This window comes from Pseudomonas sp. UBA7500, assembly GCF_002478435.1.
GTDB classification, from domain to species: domain Bacteria; phylum Pseudomonadota; class Gammaproteobacteria; order Pseudomonadales; family Pseudomonadaceae; genus Aquipseudomonas; species Aquipseudomonas palmensis.
In genome coordinates this window covers 50,636-64,429 of the sequence record NZ_DLNW01000051.1, presented here as the reverse complement: position 1 = coordinate 64,429, position 13,794 = coordinate 50,636, and the positions used below count along the sequence as shown (strand labels likewise).

At 63.6% G+C, this 13,794-nt stretch carries 17 protein-coding genes; 8 read left to right on the top strand and 9 right to left on the bottom strand.

The window, feature by feature from the left end:
• Positions 1-6 precede the first annotated feature (6 nt).
• Together B4I46_RS22335 and tldD are read left to right on the top strand one after the other, a co-directional pair.
• A complete protein-coding gene (locus B4I46_RS22335; protein ID WP_054916383.1) occupies positions 7-858 on the top strand; it encodes a carbon-nitrogen hydrolase family protein in 852 nt (283 codons plus the stop codon).
• A 2-nt stretch (positions 859-860) separates the two neighbouring features.
• Complete coding sequence (gene tldD, locus B4I46_RS22330; RefSeq protein ID WP_043862470.1) at positions 861-2,300, top strand: metalloprotease TldD; 1,440 nt, start codon at positions 861-863, stop codon at positions 2,298-2,300.
• 42 nt (positions 2,301-2,342) lie between these two features.
• On the opposite strand, the gene yjgA is transcribed toward tldD, so the two are convergent.
• Entirely contained in the window at positions 2,343-2,864 is a 522-nt protein-coding gene (gene yjgA / locus B4I46_RS22325) for a ribosome biogenesis factor YjgA (RefSeq protein WP_043862469.1), read from the bottom strand.
• A gap of 108 nt (positions 2,865-2,972) precedes the next feature.
• On the opposite strand from yjgA, the gene pmbA reads away from it, so the two are divergent.
• From pmbA to B4I46_RS22295, 6 genes are all read left to right on the top strand, one after another.
• Complete coding sequence (gene pmbA, locus B4I46_RS22320; protein WP_043862468.1) at positions 2,973-4,319, top strand: metalloprotease PmbA; 1,347 nt, start codon at positions 2,973-2,975, stop codon at positions 4,317-4,319.
• Between the two features lie 169 nt (positions 4,320-4,488).
• A complete protein-coding gene (locus tag B4I46_RS22315; RefSeq protein ID WP_043862467.1) occupies positions 4,489-4,890 on the top strand; it encodes a hypothetical protein in 402 nt (133 codons plus the stop codon).
• The gene (locus B4I46_RS22310) at positions 4,883-6,259 is read left to right on the top strand and encodes a class II fumarate hydratase (protein ID WP_286901911.1); all 1,377 of its coding nucleotides are present in this window, start codon (positions 4,883-4,885) and stop codon (positions 6,257-6,259) included. The genes B4I46_RS22315 and B4I46_RS22310 overlap by 8 nt, the downstream gene beginning before the upstream one ends.
• Positions 6,260-6,288: 29 nt before the next feature.
• On the top strand, positions 6,289-6,750 hold the full coding sequence (locus B4I46_RS22305; protein ID WP_043862465.1) for a tetratricopeptide repeat protein: 462 nt from the start codon (positions 6,289-6,291) through the stop codon (positions 6,748-6,750).
• Position 6,751: 1 nt separating this feature from the next.
• Positions 6,752-7,363 (top strand): superoxide dismutase, encoded by a 612-nt coding sequence (locus B4I46_RS22300; protein WP_043862464.1) that lies wholly within the window; start codon positions 6,752-6,754, stop codon positions 7,361-7,363.
• Between the two features lie 11 nt (positions 7,364-7,374).
• Entirely contained in the window at positions 7,375-8,268 is an 894-nt protein-coding gene (locus tag B4I46_RS22295; protein ID WP_058541430.1) for a ZIP family metal transporter, read from the top strand.
• A gap of 15 nt (positions 8,269-8,283) precedes the next feature.
• On the opposite strand, the gene B4I46_RS22290 is transcribed toward B4I46_RS22295, so the two are convergent.
• From B4I46_RS22290 to lptC, 8 genes are all read right to left on the bottom strand, one after another.
• On the bottom strand, positions 8,284-8,556 hold the full coding sequence (locus tag B4I46_RS22290) for an HPr family phosphocarrier protein (RefSeq protein WP_043862462.1): 273 nt from the start codon (positions 8,554-8,556) through the stop codon (positions 8,284-8,286).
• 20 nt (positions 8,557-8,576) lie between these two features.
• Positions 8,577-9,431, bottom strand: coding sequence for an RNase adapter RapZ (gene rapZ, locus B4I46_RS22285; RefSeq protein ID WP_043862461.1), 855 nt, complete (start codon positions 9,429-9,431; stop codon positions 8,577-8,579).
• A 2-nt stretch (positions 9,432-9,433) separates the two neighbouring features.
• A complete protein-coding gene (gene ptsN, locus B4I46_RS22280; protein ID WP_043862460.1) occupies positions 9,434-9,898 on the bottom strand; it encodes a PTS IIA-like nitrogen regulatory protein PtsN in 465 nt (154 codons plus the stop codon).
• 12 nt (positions 9,899-9,910) lie between these two features.
• Positions 9,911-10,219, bottom strand: a complete 309-nt coding sequence (hpf, locus tag B4I46_RS22275) for a ribosome hibernation-promoting factor, HPF/YfiA family (RefSeq protein ID WP_043862459.1) — start codon at positions 10,217-10,219, stop codon at positions 9,911-9,913.
• An 82-nt stretch (positions 10,220-10,301) separates the two neighbouring features.
• Complete coding sequence (locus B4I46_RS22270) at positions 10,302-11,795, bottom strand: RNA polymerase factor sigma-54 (RefSeq protein ID WP_043862458.1); 1,494 nt, start codon at positions 11,793-11,795, stop codon at positions 10,302-10,304.
• A 188-nt stretch (positions 11,796-11,983) separates the two neighbouring features.
• Positions 11,984-12,709, bottom strand: a complete 726-nt coding sequence (gene lptB / locus B4I46_RS22265) for an LPS export ABC transporter ATP-binding protein (protein ID WP_043862457.1) — start codon at positions 12,707-12,709, stop codon at positions 11,984-11,986.
• The gene (gene lptA / locus B4I46_RS22260) at positions 12,710-13,234 is read right to left on the bottom strand and encodes a lipopolysaccharide transport periplasmic protein LptA (RefSeq protein ID WP_054916380.1); all 525 of its coding nucleotides are present in this window, start codon (positions 13,232-13,234) and stop codon (positions 12,710-12,712) included. It abuts the gene before it with no gap.
• Positions 13,221-13,793, bottom strand: coding sequence for an LPS export ABC transporter periplasmic protein LptC (gene lptC, locus B4I46_RS22255; protein WP_043862455.1), 573 nt, complete (start codon positions 13,791-13,793; stop codon positions 13,221-13,223). Before lptC ends, lptA begins: the two co-directional genes overlap by 14 nt.
• Between the last annotated feature and the right edge of the window lies 1 nt (position 13,794).

The following is a 13,794-nucleotide window of genomic DNA, read 5'->3' as shown; positions in this document are numbered from 1 at the left end:
ATGGACATGACGTCAGCGGTTATTCAGATGGTCAGCCAGGACGATGTGCCGGGCAACCTGGCGCGGGCCCGTGCCCTGCTGGAGCGGGCTGCCGAAGGGGGCGCGCGGCTGGCGGTGCTGCCGGAAAACTTCGCTGCCATGGGCCGGCGCGACAGTGCCGCCATCGGCCGGGCCGAGGCGCTGGGGGAGGGGCCGATCCTGCCCTGGTTGAAACAGGCCGCCCGCGACCTCAGGTTATGGATTGTAGCGGGCACCTTGCCGCTGCCGCCGCTCGACCGGCCCGAGGCCAAAGCCCATGCCTGCTCCCTGCTGGTCGACGAGCACGGCGAGCAGGTGGCCCGCTACGACAAGTTGCATCTGTTCGATGTGGATGTGGCCGACAACCGTGGCCGCTACCGCGAGTCGGACGATTATGCCCACGGCGCGCGGGTGGTGGTGGCCGATACCCCGGTGGGGCGCCTGGGCCTGAGCGTGTGCTACGACCTGCGCTTTCCCGAGCTGTACAGCGCGCTGCGTGCGGCCGGGGCCGAACTGATCAGTGCACCGGCAGCCTTTACTGCAGTAACCGGTGCGGCCCATTGGGACGTGCTGATTCGCGCCAGGGCCATAGAGACACAGTGTTACGTATTGGCGGCCGCCCAGGGCGGCACGCACCCGGGGCCACGGGAAACCCATGGCCATGCCGCCATCGTCGACCCCTGGGGGCGTATCGTTGCCCAGCAGGCCAGCGGTGAAGCGGTGCTGCTGGCGCCCCGCGACAGCAGCGAACAGGCGTCCATTCGGGCGCGGATGCCGGTGGCCTCGCACCGGCGCTTTTTTTCGCAGGACGCATTGCGGCCTGCGCACACCTCGGAGTGACTATGAGCGAGTTGTTATCCACTGTCAGCGATCACCTGCTGGCGCCGGGCGGCCTGACCCTCGACAGCCTGCAATCGGTGCTGGGCGAGTTGGCCGGGCCGGGAATCGACGCCGCCGACCTGTACTTCCAGGGCCAGATTTCAGAGTCCTGGGCGCTTGAAGACGGCATCGTCAAGGAAGGCAGCTTCAACCTCGACCAGGGGGTCGGGGTACGCGCCCAGTCTGGTGAAAAGACCGGCTTTGCCTACAGCAACGCGATCAACCTCGAAGCCCTGACTTCCGCTGCACGCGCCGCGCGCTCCATTTCCCGCGCCGGCCAGAATGGCAGCGTGCAGGCCTTCAAGAGCCAGGACGTGACCGCGCTGTATGCGCCGGGCAACCCGCTGGATGTGCTCAGCCGCGCCGAGAAGGTCGAGCTGCTCAAGCGTGTCGACGTGGCCACGCGTGCCCTGGACCCGCGTATCCAGCAGGTCAGCGTGAGCATGGCCGGGGTGTGGGAGCGCATTCTGGTGGCCGCTGCCGATGGCAGCCTGGCGGCCGACGTGCGGCCGCTGGTGCGCTTCAACGTCAGTGTGATCGTCGAGCAGAATGGCCGTCGCGAACGTGGTGGGCATGGCGGCGGCGGGCGCACCGACTACCGCTACTTCACCGACGAGCGGGTGATGGGTTTTGCCCGCGAGGCGCTGCGCCAGGCACTGGTCAACCTCGAGGCCATTCCGGCACCGGCCGGCACCTTGCCGGTGGTGATGGGCGCCGGGTGGTCCGGTGTGCTGCTGCACGAGGCGGTCGGGCATGGCCTGGAGGGCGATTTCAACCGCAAGGGCAGCTCGGCCTACAGTGGCCACCTGGGCGAGAAGGTCGCGTCCAGCCTGTGCACCATCGTCGACGACGGCACCCTCGAAGGGCGCCGCGGTTCGTTGAGCGTGGATGACGAAGGCACCCCGACCGAATGCACCACACTGATCGAGAACGGCATTCTCAAGGGCTACATGCAGGACAAGCTCAATGCCCGCCTGATGGGCATGGCAGTCACCGGCAACGGGCGGCGCGAGTCGTATGCGCACCTGCCGATGCCACGCATGACCAACACCTACATGCGCGCCGGCGAAAGCGACCCGGCTGAGATCATCGCCTCGGTCAAGCGTGGCATCTACTGCGCCAACCTCGGCGGTGGCCAGGTGGACATCACCAGCGGCAAGTTCGTGTTCTCCACCAGCGAGGCTTACCTGATCGAAGACGGCAAGATCACCGCGCCGGTCAAGGGTGCGACGCTGATCGGCAACGGCCCCGAGGCCATGAGCCGGGTGTCGATGGTCGGCAACGACCTGTCGCTGGACAGTGGTGTGGGCACCTGTGGCAAGGATGGGCAGTCGGTGCCGGTGGGCGTTGGCCAGCCGACCCTGAAGATCGATGCGATCACCGTGGGTGGCACGGGCGCATGAGCATGAAACCGGGCGGGCAGGGTGCCTGCCCGGTGGCGAGAATCAGCGCAGGCCGCGCTGGATTTCGTCGAGGTCGCGGATGTACTTGAAGATCTTGCGGCTGGCGGTGGGCGCCTTGTTGCGCGCCAGCTCGTGCTGGGCCTGGCGGATCAGCGAGCGCAGCTGCTGGCGATCGGCGTCCGGGTATTCCTGGACGAACTTCTCCAGCACGTCGTCGGTGCCGCCGATCAGCCGGTCGCGCCAGCGTTCGAGGTTGTGGAAGCGTTCGTTGTACTGGCGCGAAGAGGCGTCGAGCTGGTCGAGCAGCGCGAGGATCGCGTCGATGTCCTGGTCGCGCATCAGCTTGCCGATGAACGACTTGTGACGGCGCTTGGCTTCGTTCGCGGTGTGCCGCTTGTGCTCTTCCAGGGCCGCGCGCAGTTCGTCGGTCAAGGGCAGTTTGGCCAGGATATCGGGCTTGAGCGTGGTAAGGCGCTCGCCCATATCAACCAGCGCCTGCATCTCGCGCTTGATTTGGGTTTTGCTTTTTTCGCCGTCGAAGGCGGTGTCGTAAGAATCAACCATGGGGGCAGTCCGCTGAGAATCGCCGCCATGATAACCAGTCGGGGGCCGCTTGTCCGGTCCGGTCGTAGATTGACCCGAGCCGAACGCAGAATTTGAGTGGAGAAAACCATGAGTGCAGTCCAGAGCGTAGGTCCGCAGGCCCTGCCGGCGTTGCAGGAACAGGTCGAACAGATCATCGCCGAAGCCCGGCGCCAGGGCGCCAGCGCCTGCGAAGTGGCCGTATCGCTGGAGCAGGGGCTGTCGACCTCGGTGCGCCAGCGCGAGGTGGAGACGGTGGAGTTCAACCGCGACCAGGGCTTCGGCATCACCCTGTATGTGGGCCAGCGCAAGGGCTCGGCAAGCACCTCGGCCAGTGGCAGCGATGCCATCCGCGAAACCGTGGCGGCGGCCCTGGCCATTGCCAAGCACACCTCCGAGGACGAATGCTCGGGCCTGGCCGACCCGGCCCTGATGGCCCGTGACCTGCAGGATTTCGACCTCTATCACGCCTGGGACATCACCCCCGAGCAGGCCATCGAAAAGGCCCTGGCCTGCGAAGCCGCGGCGTTCGACACCGATGCCCGCATCAAGAACGCCGATGGCACCACACTCAGCACCCACCAGGGATGCCGGGTGTACGGCAACAGCCACGGCTTCATCGGTGGCTACGCCTCCACCCGCCACAGCCTGAGCTGCGTGATGATCGCCGAAGGTGACGGGCAGATGCAGCGTGACTACTGGTATGACGTGAACCGCCAGGGCGAGCTGCTGGCCGATCCGCAGAGTATCGGGCGTCGCGCTGCGCAGCGTGCGGCGGCGCGCCTGGGCGCACGTCCGGTGCCGACCTGCGAGGTACCGGTGCTGTTCTCGGCGGAGCTGGCCGGCGGGTTGTTCGGCAGTTTCCTGTCGGCGATTTCCGGCGGCAACCTGTACCGCAAGTCGTCGTTTCTGGAAGGCTGCATGGGCCAGCGCCTGTTCCCCAGCTGGCTGACCCTGGACGAGCGGCCGCACCTGCAGCGTGCCCTGGGCAGTGCCTCGTTCGATGGGGACGGCCTGGCGACCTATGCCAAGCCGTTCGTCGAAAATGGCGAGCTGGTGTCGTATGTGCTGAGCACCTATTCCGGACGCAAGCTGGGGCTGCCAAGCACCGCCAACGCCGGTGGCGTGCACAACCTGTTCGTGACGCATGGGGTCGAAGATCAGGCTGCATTGCTGCGCCGCATGGGGCGCGGGTTACTGGTGACCGAGCTGATGGGGCATGGCTTGAACATGGTGACCGGTGACTATTCGCGCGGGGCAGCGGGGTACTGGGTGGAGAACGGCGAGATCCAGTTTGCGGTTCAGGAAGTCACGATTGCCGGCAACATGAAGGACATGTTCCAGCAGATTGTCGCTATCGGCAACGATCTTGAAACCCGGAGCAATATTCACACAGGCTCGGTGCTGATCGAGCGCATGACGGTCGCCGGCAGCTGACACCGCCGGCCTGTGCGCGGTCCCCGTAGGTGCCGGCGTTGCCGGCGAAGGGGCCACCTCAGGTTACACATCGAAGCCCGGCCCCGTGCCGGGCTTTTTGCTTTTCGCCTTTGGTCGCACTTGAACTGATTATGATTATCACTTAATAATGACTATCATTATCTAGGCGATGATGTTCATGAGACCTGTCCTTCACGAATTGCCCTACCTCGAAAACTGGCGCTGGCTGAGCCGGCGAATTCGCTGTGCCCTCGAGCCCGACGAGCCGCGCCTGATCGAACACTACCTGGCCGAAGGTCGCTACCTGGTCTGCTGCACCGAGACCTCGGCCTGGACCGTCGCCTTGACTTCCTTCCGCCTGCTGCTCGACACCGCGTGCGACCGCATGCTGCCGTGGCATTGGCGCTGCTTGTGCCTGGACCAGGCCTGGAAGCCGCTGCTGCAGCTGCGCAAGCTCGACGGCGGCGAGCACGGCCAGCGCTGGCAGCCCTTCGCCCTGCAACTGGCGAACTGCACGCTGCTGCCTTCGATTTCTTTCGCTGAACTGATGCAAGGACTTGATGATGAGTAATACCCGTATCGAGCGTGACAGCATGGGTGAGCTGCAGGTGCCGGCCGAGGCCCTGTATGGCGCCCAGACCCAGCGCGCGGTGAACAACTTCCCGATCAGCCAGCAGCGCATGCCGACCCAGTTCATCCGGGCCCTGCTGCTGGCCAAGGCCGCCGCCGCCAAGGCCAACGTCGAGCTGGAGCAGATCAGCCAGGCACAGGGCGCTGCCATCGTCACCGCCGTGGAACAGTTGCTGGCTGGCGATTTCATGCAGCACTTCCCGGTCGACGTGTACCAGACCGGCTCCGGCACCAGCTCCAACATGAATGCCAACGAGGTGATCGCGACCCTGGCCAGCCGTGTGCTGGGCGACACGGTAAACCCCAATGACCATGTCAACTGCGGCCAGAGCAGCAACGACATCATCCCCACCACCATCCACGTGAGCGCCGCGCTGGCCCTGCACGAACAACTGCTGCCGGCGCTCAGGCACCTGGTGCAGGTGATCGGGCACAAGGCCGAGCAGGTGCACCCGTTCATCAAGACCGGTCGCACCCACCTGATGGACGCCATGCCCGTGCGCATGAGCCAGGTGCTGGGCGGCTGGGCGGCACAGGTCAAGGCGGGCATCGGTCACCTGAACGACACCCTGCCAAGCCTGCAGGCCCTGGCCCAGGGCGGCACTGCGGTGGGCACCGGGATCAACGCCCACCCCGCGTTCGCCGCGCGTTTCAGCCAGCAACTGAGCGGCCTGACCGGGGTGCAGTTCGTGCCGGGGGAAAACCTGTTTGCCCTGATCGGCTCGCAAGACACCGCCGTGGCTGTTTCCGGCCAGCTCAAGGCCACCGCCGTGGCCCTGATGAAGATCGCCAACGACCTGCGCTGGATGAATTCCGGCCCGCTTGCCGGGCTGGGCGAGATCGAGCTTGAAGGGCTGCAGCCCGGCTCCTCGATCATGCCGGGCAAGGTCAACCCGGTGATTCCGGAAGCCACCGCCATGGTGGCCGCGCAGGTCATCGGCAACGATGCGGCCATCGCCGTGGCGGGCCAGTCGGGCAACTTCGAACTGAACGTGATGCTGCCGATCATTGCGCAGAACCTGCTGGGCAGCATCGAGCTGATGGCCAATGTGAGCCGTCTGCTGGCCGACAAGGCCATCGCCACCTTCAAGGTCAACGAACCCAAGCTCAAGGAAGCCCTGGCGCGCAACCCGATCCTGGTGACCGCGCTGAACCCGATCATCGGCTACCAGAAGGCTGCCGAAATCGCCAAGACCGCCTACAAGCAGGGGCGCCCGATCATCGAGGTTGCGCTGGAACACACCGACCTGCCGCGCAGCCAGCTGGAAGTCCTGCTCGACCCTGAAAAACTCACGGCCGGCGGTATCTGACACCGCCCACCGCTTCGGAGGTTTCTGTCATGCAGCATTGGAAACGCACCACTGAAATAGCCAACCGCCTGTTCCAACAGGGCGATCTGGTGGATGCCCGCGAGTTGTACTTGCAGGCCCTGGCCTTGGCCCAGGTGTTGTTCGAGCGCTGGCAGGACGCCGACGAGGCGGTGGCCGCCTGTGTGATTTCGCACCACAACCTGGCCGACCTGCATTTGCGCCTCAAGCAGCCGCAGGAGAGCGCCGAGTACCTGTGCGCCATCCACCAGCGCCTGTTGCAGGCCAGCCAGGATCAGCGCCTTTCGCCGTTGCTGCGCGATGCGGCGCTGCGCCAGAGCAGCAAGACCTACACCGAACTGCTCAATTTCATCAGCGAGTATGGCCAGTACCCCCGTACCGAACGTCTGCTCTACCGCCAGGGGGCGCAGCCGGCACTGTTTGCCGGCCAGGAACAACTACAGCCCCCAGCCCTTCATTATGGAACCCACTGATATGCCGCATACCTTGCCTGCATTGCCGTACGCCTACGATGCGCTGGAACCGCACATCGACACCCAGACCATGCAGATTCACCACAGCAAGCACCACCAGACCTACATCAACAACCTCAATGCCGCCATCGAGGGCACTGAATACGCCGAGTGGCCGATCGAGCAGCTGGTCGCCAGCGTCAAGAGCCTGCCGCAGAATCTGCAGGCCGCAGTGATCAACCAGGGCGGCGGGCATGCCAACCACAGTCTGTTCTGGACAGTGATGGCGCCCGGCGGCGGCGGTCAGCCCCACGGCGCGGTGGGCGAGGCGATCGATGACCAGCTGGGCGGTTTCGAGGCATTCAAGGATGCGTTCACCAAGGCTGCGCTGACCCGCTTCGGCAGTGGCTGGGCGTGGCTGAGCGTAACGCCGCAGAAAACCCTGGTGGTAGAGAGCAGCGGCAACCAGGACAGCCCGCTGATGAATGGCAATACGCCCATTCTTGGCCTGGACGTGTGGGAGCATGCCTACTACCTGCTGTACCAGAACCGTCGCCCCGAATACATCGGCGCCTTCTACAACGTGATCAACTGGTCCGAAGTAGAGCGTCGCTACGTTGCTGCCCTGGTGTGAGTCCTAGCGGCATGCGCTCGGAGGTGATGGCCATTGGCGGTGTGCGCCTGTTCAGGTTGGCGCTGGGCACACTGCTGCTGTTGGTGGGGACGGCGTTGCTGCTGGTACAGGGCTTCGCCTGGCTGGACCTGGAACCGCGGATGTTGCGTGCGCTTGAGGGCGGGGCCATGTGTGCGCTGGGCACCGCCCTGGGCGCAGTGCCGGTGTTGGTGATTCGCAGCATGCCGGTGGCCGTGGCCGATACCCTGATGGGGTTCGGCGCAGGCGTGATGCTGGCCGCCACGGCGTTCTCGTTGATCATCCCGGGGTTGGACGCCGCACAGGCGGTCGGCTTCGGCAAATGGGGGGCAGGTGGCCTGATCAGCTTCGGCCTGCTGTTCGGTGCGTTCTGCATCTACCTGGTGGACCGCAGGGTCTCGGGCGCAACACCGGACGACCTAGTCGCCGTGCCCGGCAGGCCGGTGATTCCGGCGCGCATCTGGGTGTTCGTGATCGCCATCATTGCCCACAACATCCCCGAAGGCATGGCCATCGGGGTGTCGGCCGGTGGCGGCATGCCGGATGCCGACAGCCTGGCCATGGGTATCGCCCTGCAGGACGTGCCAGAGGGGTTGGTGATCGCGTTGGTGCTGGCTGGAGCGGGGATGGGCCGTTTCAAGGCGTTTCTGATCGGCGCGGCATCCGGGCTGGTGGAGCCACTGGCGGCGGTGTTGTGCGCGTGGGTGGTGAGCGTCGCCGAACTGATGCTGCCGCTGGGCCTGGCTTTCGCTGCCGGGGCCATGTTGCTGGTGGTGACCCAGGAGATCATTCCCGAGTCACGCAGCAACGGCAATCATCGCCTGGCCAGCCTGGGGCTGTGCATCGGCTTCTGCCTGATGATGGTGATGGATACCGCGTTGTCCTGAAGCGAGAAGGCGAGGTTACTCGCCTTCGTCGAAATAGTTGTTGATCAGTTCGACCAGGCCTTGCAGCGCTTCGGCTTCCTGTTCGCCTTCGGTCTTGAGGTGGATGCTCGTGCCCTTGCCGGCGGCGAGCATCATCACGGCCATGATGCTCTTGCCATCGACCATCGACTCCGGGGTACGGCCTACACGCACCGAACACGGGTACTTGCCCGCCACGCCAACGAACTTGGCCGCTGCCCGGGCGTGCAGCCCCAGCTTGTTGATAATCTCGATTTCAATTGCGGGCATCGCGGGCGGGATCCTGAGGGCTAGAGGTCGCGGTGGCGAACCTGGACGTTCTTCAATGTTTGTTGCAGCACCTGGCCCAGGCGTTCGGTGATGTACACCGAGCGATGATGACCGCCGGTACAGCCGATGGCGATGGTGACATAGGCCCGGTTGCTGGCGGCGAACCGTGGCAGCCACTTGAGCAGGTACGACGAAATGTCCTGGAACATCTCCTCGACGTCCGGTTGCGCGGCCAGGTAGTCGATGACCGGTTGCTCCAACCCCGAATGATCCCGTAGCTCGGGCTTCCAATAGGGGTTGGGCAGGCAGCGCACATCGAACACCAGGTCGGCGTCGACCGGCATGCCACGCTTGAAGCCGAACGACTCCACCAGAAACGCCGTGCCCGGCTCGGGCTGGTTGAGCAGGCGCAGCTTGATCGAGTCGCGCAGCTGGTACAGGTTGAGGTTGGTGGTGTCGATCTTGAGGTCGGCCAGGTCGGCGATCGGCCCCAGCAGGTCGCTCTCTACCCGGATGGCTTCGGCCAGGGAGCGTTGCGTGTTGGTCAGCGGGTGGCGCCGGCGCGTCTCCGAGAAGCGCTTGAGCAGGGTTTCCTCGTCGGCGTCCAGGTACACCACGTCGCAATGGATGTGCTTGCTGCGGGCATCCTCCAGCAGCTCGGGGAAGCGGCTCAGGTGGCTGGGCAGGTTGCGCGCGTCGATGGAAACGGCCACCAGCGGCTGCAGCAGCTCGGTATTGATCAGTGCGTTTTCGGCCAGCTGCGGCAACAGCCCGGCAGGCAGGTTGTCGATGCAGTAGTAGCCGTTGTCCTCAAGTACCGCGAGCGCGGTGCTCTTGCCGGAGCCGGAGCGACCGCTGACGATGATCAAGCGCATGTTCAGTGCCCGTTTTGCACGTCCAGTACGACCTGGTACAGGGATTGGCTATCGGTGGCCGCGCGCAGTTTGTCGCGCACGTCCTTGCGGTCGAGCATGCTGGCGATCTGGCGCAGCAGCTCAAGGTGCGCATCGGTGGCGGCTTCCGGGACCAGCAGCAGAAACAGCAGGTCGACGGGGGCGCCATCGATGGCGTCGAAGTCGATGGGAGCGTCCAGGTGCAGCAGGGCGCTTACCGGTTTTTCACAACCTTTCAAGCGGCAGTGCGGGATGGCGATACCATTGCCGAAGCCGGTCGAACCCAGTTTTTCACGGGCGATCAGGCTCTCGAACACGGTTTGGGTGTCCAGCTCGGGTACTTCCTTGCCGATCAGATTGGCAATCTGTTCGAGCGCACGCTTTTTACTGCCGCCCGGCACGTTCACGAGGGAACGGCCGGGGGTCAGGATATCTTCTAGTCGGATCATGGGTGGGGGGGATCAGCGGGCCGCTGCACCTTGCAGGAGGCTTTGCTGTTTTTCCTTGTGTTTTTTCAGTTGGCGGTCGAGCTTGTCGGTAAGGGCGTCGATCGCTGCATACATGTCTTGATGTTCGGCGTTGGCAACCACTTCGCCGCCCGGGATCTGCAAGGTAGCCTCAATTTTCTGCTGAAGCTTTTCGACCTTCATGATCACCGTCACGTTGGTGATCTTGTCGAAGTGACCCTCCAGTCGTTTCAGCTTCTGCTCGACATACTCGCGCAGTGGCGGAGTGACTTCTACATGCTGTCCACTGATATTGACTTGCATACAGCTTCTCCTTTTGTTGCCGGTGCATAAGAGGCAGGTGTTGCGCCTGCCACTGAATTGCGGTGGCACATCTCAGGGGATGTCACATCAATCGCTTGCGTTCGCTCGACGGTGCAATGCCAAGGGACTCGCGGTACTTGGCGACGGTGCGACGGGCTACCTGGATGCCTTGTGCCTCCAGTAAACCAGCGATCTTGCTGTCACTCAATGGCTTTTTCTGATTTTCAGCCGCGACCAGTTTCTTGATGATCGCGCGGATCGCCGTGGACGAGCATTCGCCGCCCTCGGAGGTGCTCACGTGGCTCGAGAAAAAGTATTTCAGTTCGTAGATGCCGCGCGGGGTGTGCATGTATTTCTGCGTGGTCACCCGCGAAATGGTCGACTCGTGCATGCCCACCGCCTCGGCGATATCGTGCAGTACCAGCGGTTTCATCGCCTCGTCGCCGTGGTCGAGAAAGCCGCGCTGGTGCTCGACGATCTGCGTGGCCACCTTCATCAGCGTCTCGTTGCGGCTCTGCAGGCTCTTGATGAACCAGCGCGCCTCCTGCAACTGGTTGCGCATGAAGGTGTTGTCGGCGCTGGTGTCGGCGCGACGCACGAAACCGGCGTATTGCGGGTTGACCCGCAGGCGCGGCACGGCTTCCTGGTTCAGCTCGACCAGCCAGCGGTCGGAATCCTTGCGCACGATGACATCGGGCACCACGTATTCGGCTTCGCTGGACTCGATCTGCGAGCCGGGGCGCGGGTTGAGGCTCTGTACCAGTTCGATGACCTGGCGCAGTTCGTCTTCCTTGAGCTTCATGCGACGCATCAGCTGGCTGTAGTCGCGGCTGCCGAGCAGGTCGATGTAGTCGCTGACCAGGCGCTGCGCCTCGGCCATCCACGGCGTACGCGGCGGCAGCTGGCGCAGTTGCAGCAGCAGGCATTCGCTGAGGTTGCGGGCACCGATGCCGGCGGGCTCGAACTGCTGGATGCGGTGCAGCACGGCCTCGACTTCGTCGAGTTCGATGTCCAGTTCCGGGTCGAACGACTCGCACACCTCTTCGAGGGTTTCCTCGAGATACCCCTGGTTGTTGATGCAGTCGATCAGCGTCACGGCAATCAGCCGGTCGGTGTCGGACATCGGTGCCAGGTTGAGCTGCCACAGCAGGTGGCTCTGCAGGCTCTCGCCGGCGGAGGTGCGGGTGGTGAAGTCCCACTCGTCATCGTCATTGCTGGGCAGGCTGCTGGCGCTGGTCTGGTAGATGTCTTCCCAGGCCGTGTCGACCGGCAGTTCGTTGGGGATGCGCTCGTTCCATTCGCCTTCTTCGAGGTTGTCCACCGTGGGGGCGGACTCCTGGAAGCTGCTCTCCTGAGGTTCGGCAACCGGCTTGGTCTCGGCGTTGTCGGCCATCGGGTCGCTGTTGTCGAAATCCTCGCCTTCTTCCTGGCGTTCGAGCATCGGGTTGGACTCCAGCGCCTCCTGGATTTCCTGTTGCAGGTCCAGGGTGGAGAGCTGGAGCAGTCGGATAGCCTGTTGCAACTGAGGAGTCATCGTCAGTTGCTGGCCCATTCTTAGGACGAGCGATGGTTTCATGGCTGGGGCTTAACACCTTATTCGCCGGCGCACAGGCGCCATCTACTACAAGGGCGCGAGAGGCGCCAACTTTAAGCAAATTATATGCCTGAAATCAAAGCGTTTGCCTAGAGCGCTGGAACAATTAACCCCGGGTGGAGCCATTTGCCAGCGCCCAGGCAGCGCCATGTTCAGCCATGTGCCGCAGCTTACAGGCGGAACTCGTGGCCGAGGTACACCTCTTTCACCAGGTCGTTGGCCAGGATGGTCTGTGCATCGCCTTCGGCGATCAACTGGCCATCGTTGACGATGTAGGCGGTTTCGCAGATATCCAGGGTTTCACGGACGTTGTGGTCGGTGATCAGCACGCCGATGCCCTTGGCCTTCAGGTGGTGGATGATCTGCTTGATGTCGCCCACGGAGATCGGGTCGACACCGGCGAAAGGTTCGTCGAGCAGGATGAACTTGGGCGCGGTGGCCAGTGCCCGGGCAATCTCCACCCTGCGCCGCTCACCACCGGACAGGCTCATGCCCAGGTTGTCGCGGATGTGGCTGATGTGAAATTCCTGCAGCAGGCTTTCAAGCTCCTTGCGGCGACCATCGCGGTCGAGCTCCTTGCGGGTCTCGAGGATCGCCATGATGTTGTCGGCCACCGACAGCTTGCGAAAGATCGAGGCTTCCTGCGGCAGGTAGCCGATGCCGGCACGTGCGCGACCATGCATGGGCTGGTGGCTGACGTCCAGGTCGTCGATCAGCACGCGGCCCTGGTCGGCCTGTACCAGGCCGACGATCATGTAGAAGCAGGTGGTCTTGCCGGCGCCGTTGGGGCCGAGCAGGCCGACGATCTGGCCGCTGTCGATGGACAGGCTGACATCACGCACGACTTGCCGGCTTTTGTAGGCCTTGGCCAGGTGCTGGGCTTTGAGGGTTGCCATCTACTCGGCCTTCTTCTTCGGCTGGATCACCATGTCGATGCGCGGACGCGACTCGGTGACTTTGCCACCGCGACCAGCGGTAGCGATCTGCTTCACCGTGTCGTAGACGATTTTCTCGCCTTCGGTGGTGTTGCCTTCATTGATGACCTTGGCGCGGTCGATCAGCACGATGCGGTTCTGTGGCGCATTGTACTGAATGGTCTTGCCGTAGCCCTGCATCTTGTCCGGCTTGGCTGCGCTCTGCTGCTGCTCGAAGTAGGCCAGGTTGCCCACCGAGGTCACGACGTCGATATCGCCGGAGGCAGTGCGGGTGATGGTCACGGTGTTGCCTTTGATCATCATCGAGCCCTGGGTGATGATCACGTCACCGGTATAGGTGGCAACGCCTTTCTTGTCATCCAGTTGAGCCTGGTCAGCCTGGATACGGATAGGCTGATCACGGTCGTTCGGCAGGGCCCAGGCGCTCGCGCTTCCCAGTGCTGCGCTCAGGCTGAGCAAAAAGGGGAGGGTTTTAACGAGCCTCATACTGTCCTCTTACGTTGGACAGCAGGTTCATCCTGCCGTCTTTCAGATACGCTTTCATTCCCTTGCCCGTAGTTGTGCCACCGGCGCCGTCGATTCTAACGGCTTGCTCGGTCTGCGCATATTGCTTCTGCGGGAAGACTGTCATGCGGGTGGTGGTAATGATGGTTTCGCGGTTCTGGTCGTCGGTGCGGGCAACCCGCACGTTGTCGATCAGTTCCACTTCGGTACCGTCCGGGTTGACCTCGCCGCGGGTGCTCTGCACGTGCCACGGGTAGGCGGTACCGCGGTACATGTTGAGGTCCGGCGTGGTCAGCAGCGTCACTTCGCTGGCCTTGAGGTGTTCGACCTTGTCGGCGGTCATCTCGTACTGCAGCTTGCCATCGGGCAGAAACTGCACGCTGTGGGCGTTGATGGCGTAGTAGTCGATGGCGCTTTCGTCGACCTGCGCTGCGGGCTCGTCGAGGAACGTCTCGGGGCTGATGTTCCAGTAGCCGACCGCTGCAAACAAGGCAGCGATCACACTGAACAGCGCGATATTGCGGATCTTTTTACTGAACATG

What these genes read in the sequence shown, in the direction of transcription:
- B4I46_RS22335 (WP_054916383.1), top strand. Translation starts at nt 7, where the DNA reads ATGACGTCAGCGGTTATTCAGATGGTCAGCCAGGACGATGTGCCGGGC.
- tldD (WP_043862470.1), top strand. Translation starts at nt 861, where the DNA reads ATGAGCGAGTTGTTATCCACTGTCAGCGATCACCTGCTGGCGCCGGGC.
- yjgA (WP_043862469.1), bottom strand. Translation starts at nt 2,864, where the DNA reads ATGGTTGATTCTTACGACACCGCCTTCGACGGCGAAAAAAGCAAAACC.
- pmbA (WP_043862468.1), top strand. Translation starts at nt 2,973, where the DNA reads ATGAGTGCAGTCCAGAGCGTAGGTCCGCAGGCCCTGCCGGCGTTGCAG.
- B4I46_RS22315 (WP_043862467.1), top strand. Translation starts at nt 4,489, where the DNA reads ATGATGTTCATGAGACCTGTCCTTCACGAATTGCCCTACCTCGAAAAC.
- B4I46_RS22310 (WP_286901911.1), top strand. Translation starts at nt 4,883, where the DNA reads ATGAGTAATACCCGTATCGAGCGTGACAGCATGGGTGAGCTGCAGGTG.
- B4I46_RS22305 (WP_043862465.1), top strand. Translation starts at nt 6,289, where the DNA reads ATGCAGCATTGGAAACGCACCACTGAAATAGCCAACCGCCTGTTCCAA.
- B4I46_RS22300 (WP_043862464.1), top strand. Translation starts at nt 6,752, where the DNA reads ATGCCGCATACCTTGCCTGCATTGCCGTACGCCTACGATGCGCTGGAA.
- B4I46_RS22295 (WP_058541430.1), top strand. Translation starts at nt 7,375, where the DNA reads ATGCGCTCGGAGGTGATGGCCATTGGCGGTGTGCGCCTGTTCAGGTTG.
- B4I46_RS22290 (WP_043862462.1), bottom strand. Translation starts at nt 8,556, where the DNA reads ATGCCCGCAATTGAAATCGAGATTATCAACAAGCTGGGGCTGCACGCC.
- rapZ (WP_043862461.1), bottom strand. Translation starts at nt 9,431, where the DNA reads ATGCGCTTGATCATCGTCAGCGGTCGCTCCGGCTCCGGCAAGAGCACC.
- ptsN (WP_043862460.1), bottom strand. Translation starts at nt 9,898, where the DNA reads ATGATCCGACTAGAAGATATCCTGACCCCCGGCCGTTCCCTCGTGAAC.
- hpf (WP_043862459.1), bottom strand. Translation starts at nt 10,219, where the DNA reads ATGCAAGTCAATATCAGTGGACAGCATGTAGAAGTCACTCCGCCACTG.
- B4I46_RS22270 (WP_043862458.1), bottom strand. Translation starts at nt 11,795, where the DNA reads ATGAAACCATCGCTCGTCCTAAGAATGGGCCAGCAACTGACGATGACT.
- lptB (WP_043862457.1), bottom strand. Translation starts at nt 12,709, where the DNA reads ATGGCAACCCTCAAAGCCCAGCACCTGGCCAAGGCCTACAAAAGCCGG.
- lptA (WP_054916380.1), bottom strand. Translation starts at nt 13,234, where the DNA reads ATGAGGCTCGTTAAAACCCTCCCCTTTTTGCTCAGCCTGAGCGCAGCA.
- lptC (WP_043862455.1), bottom strand. Translation starts at nt 13,793, where the DNA reads ATGTTCAGTAAAAAGATCCGCAATATCGCGCTGTTCAGTGTGATCGCT.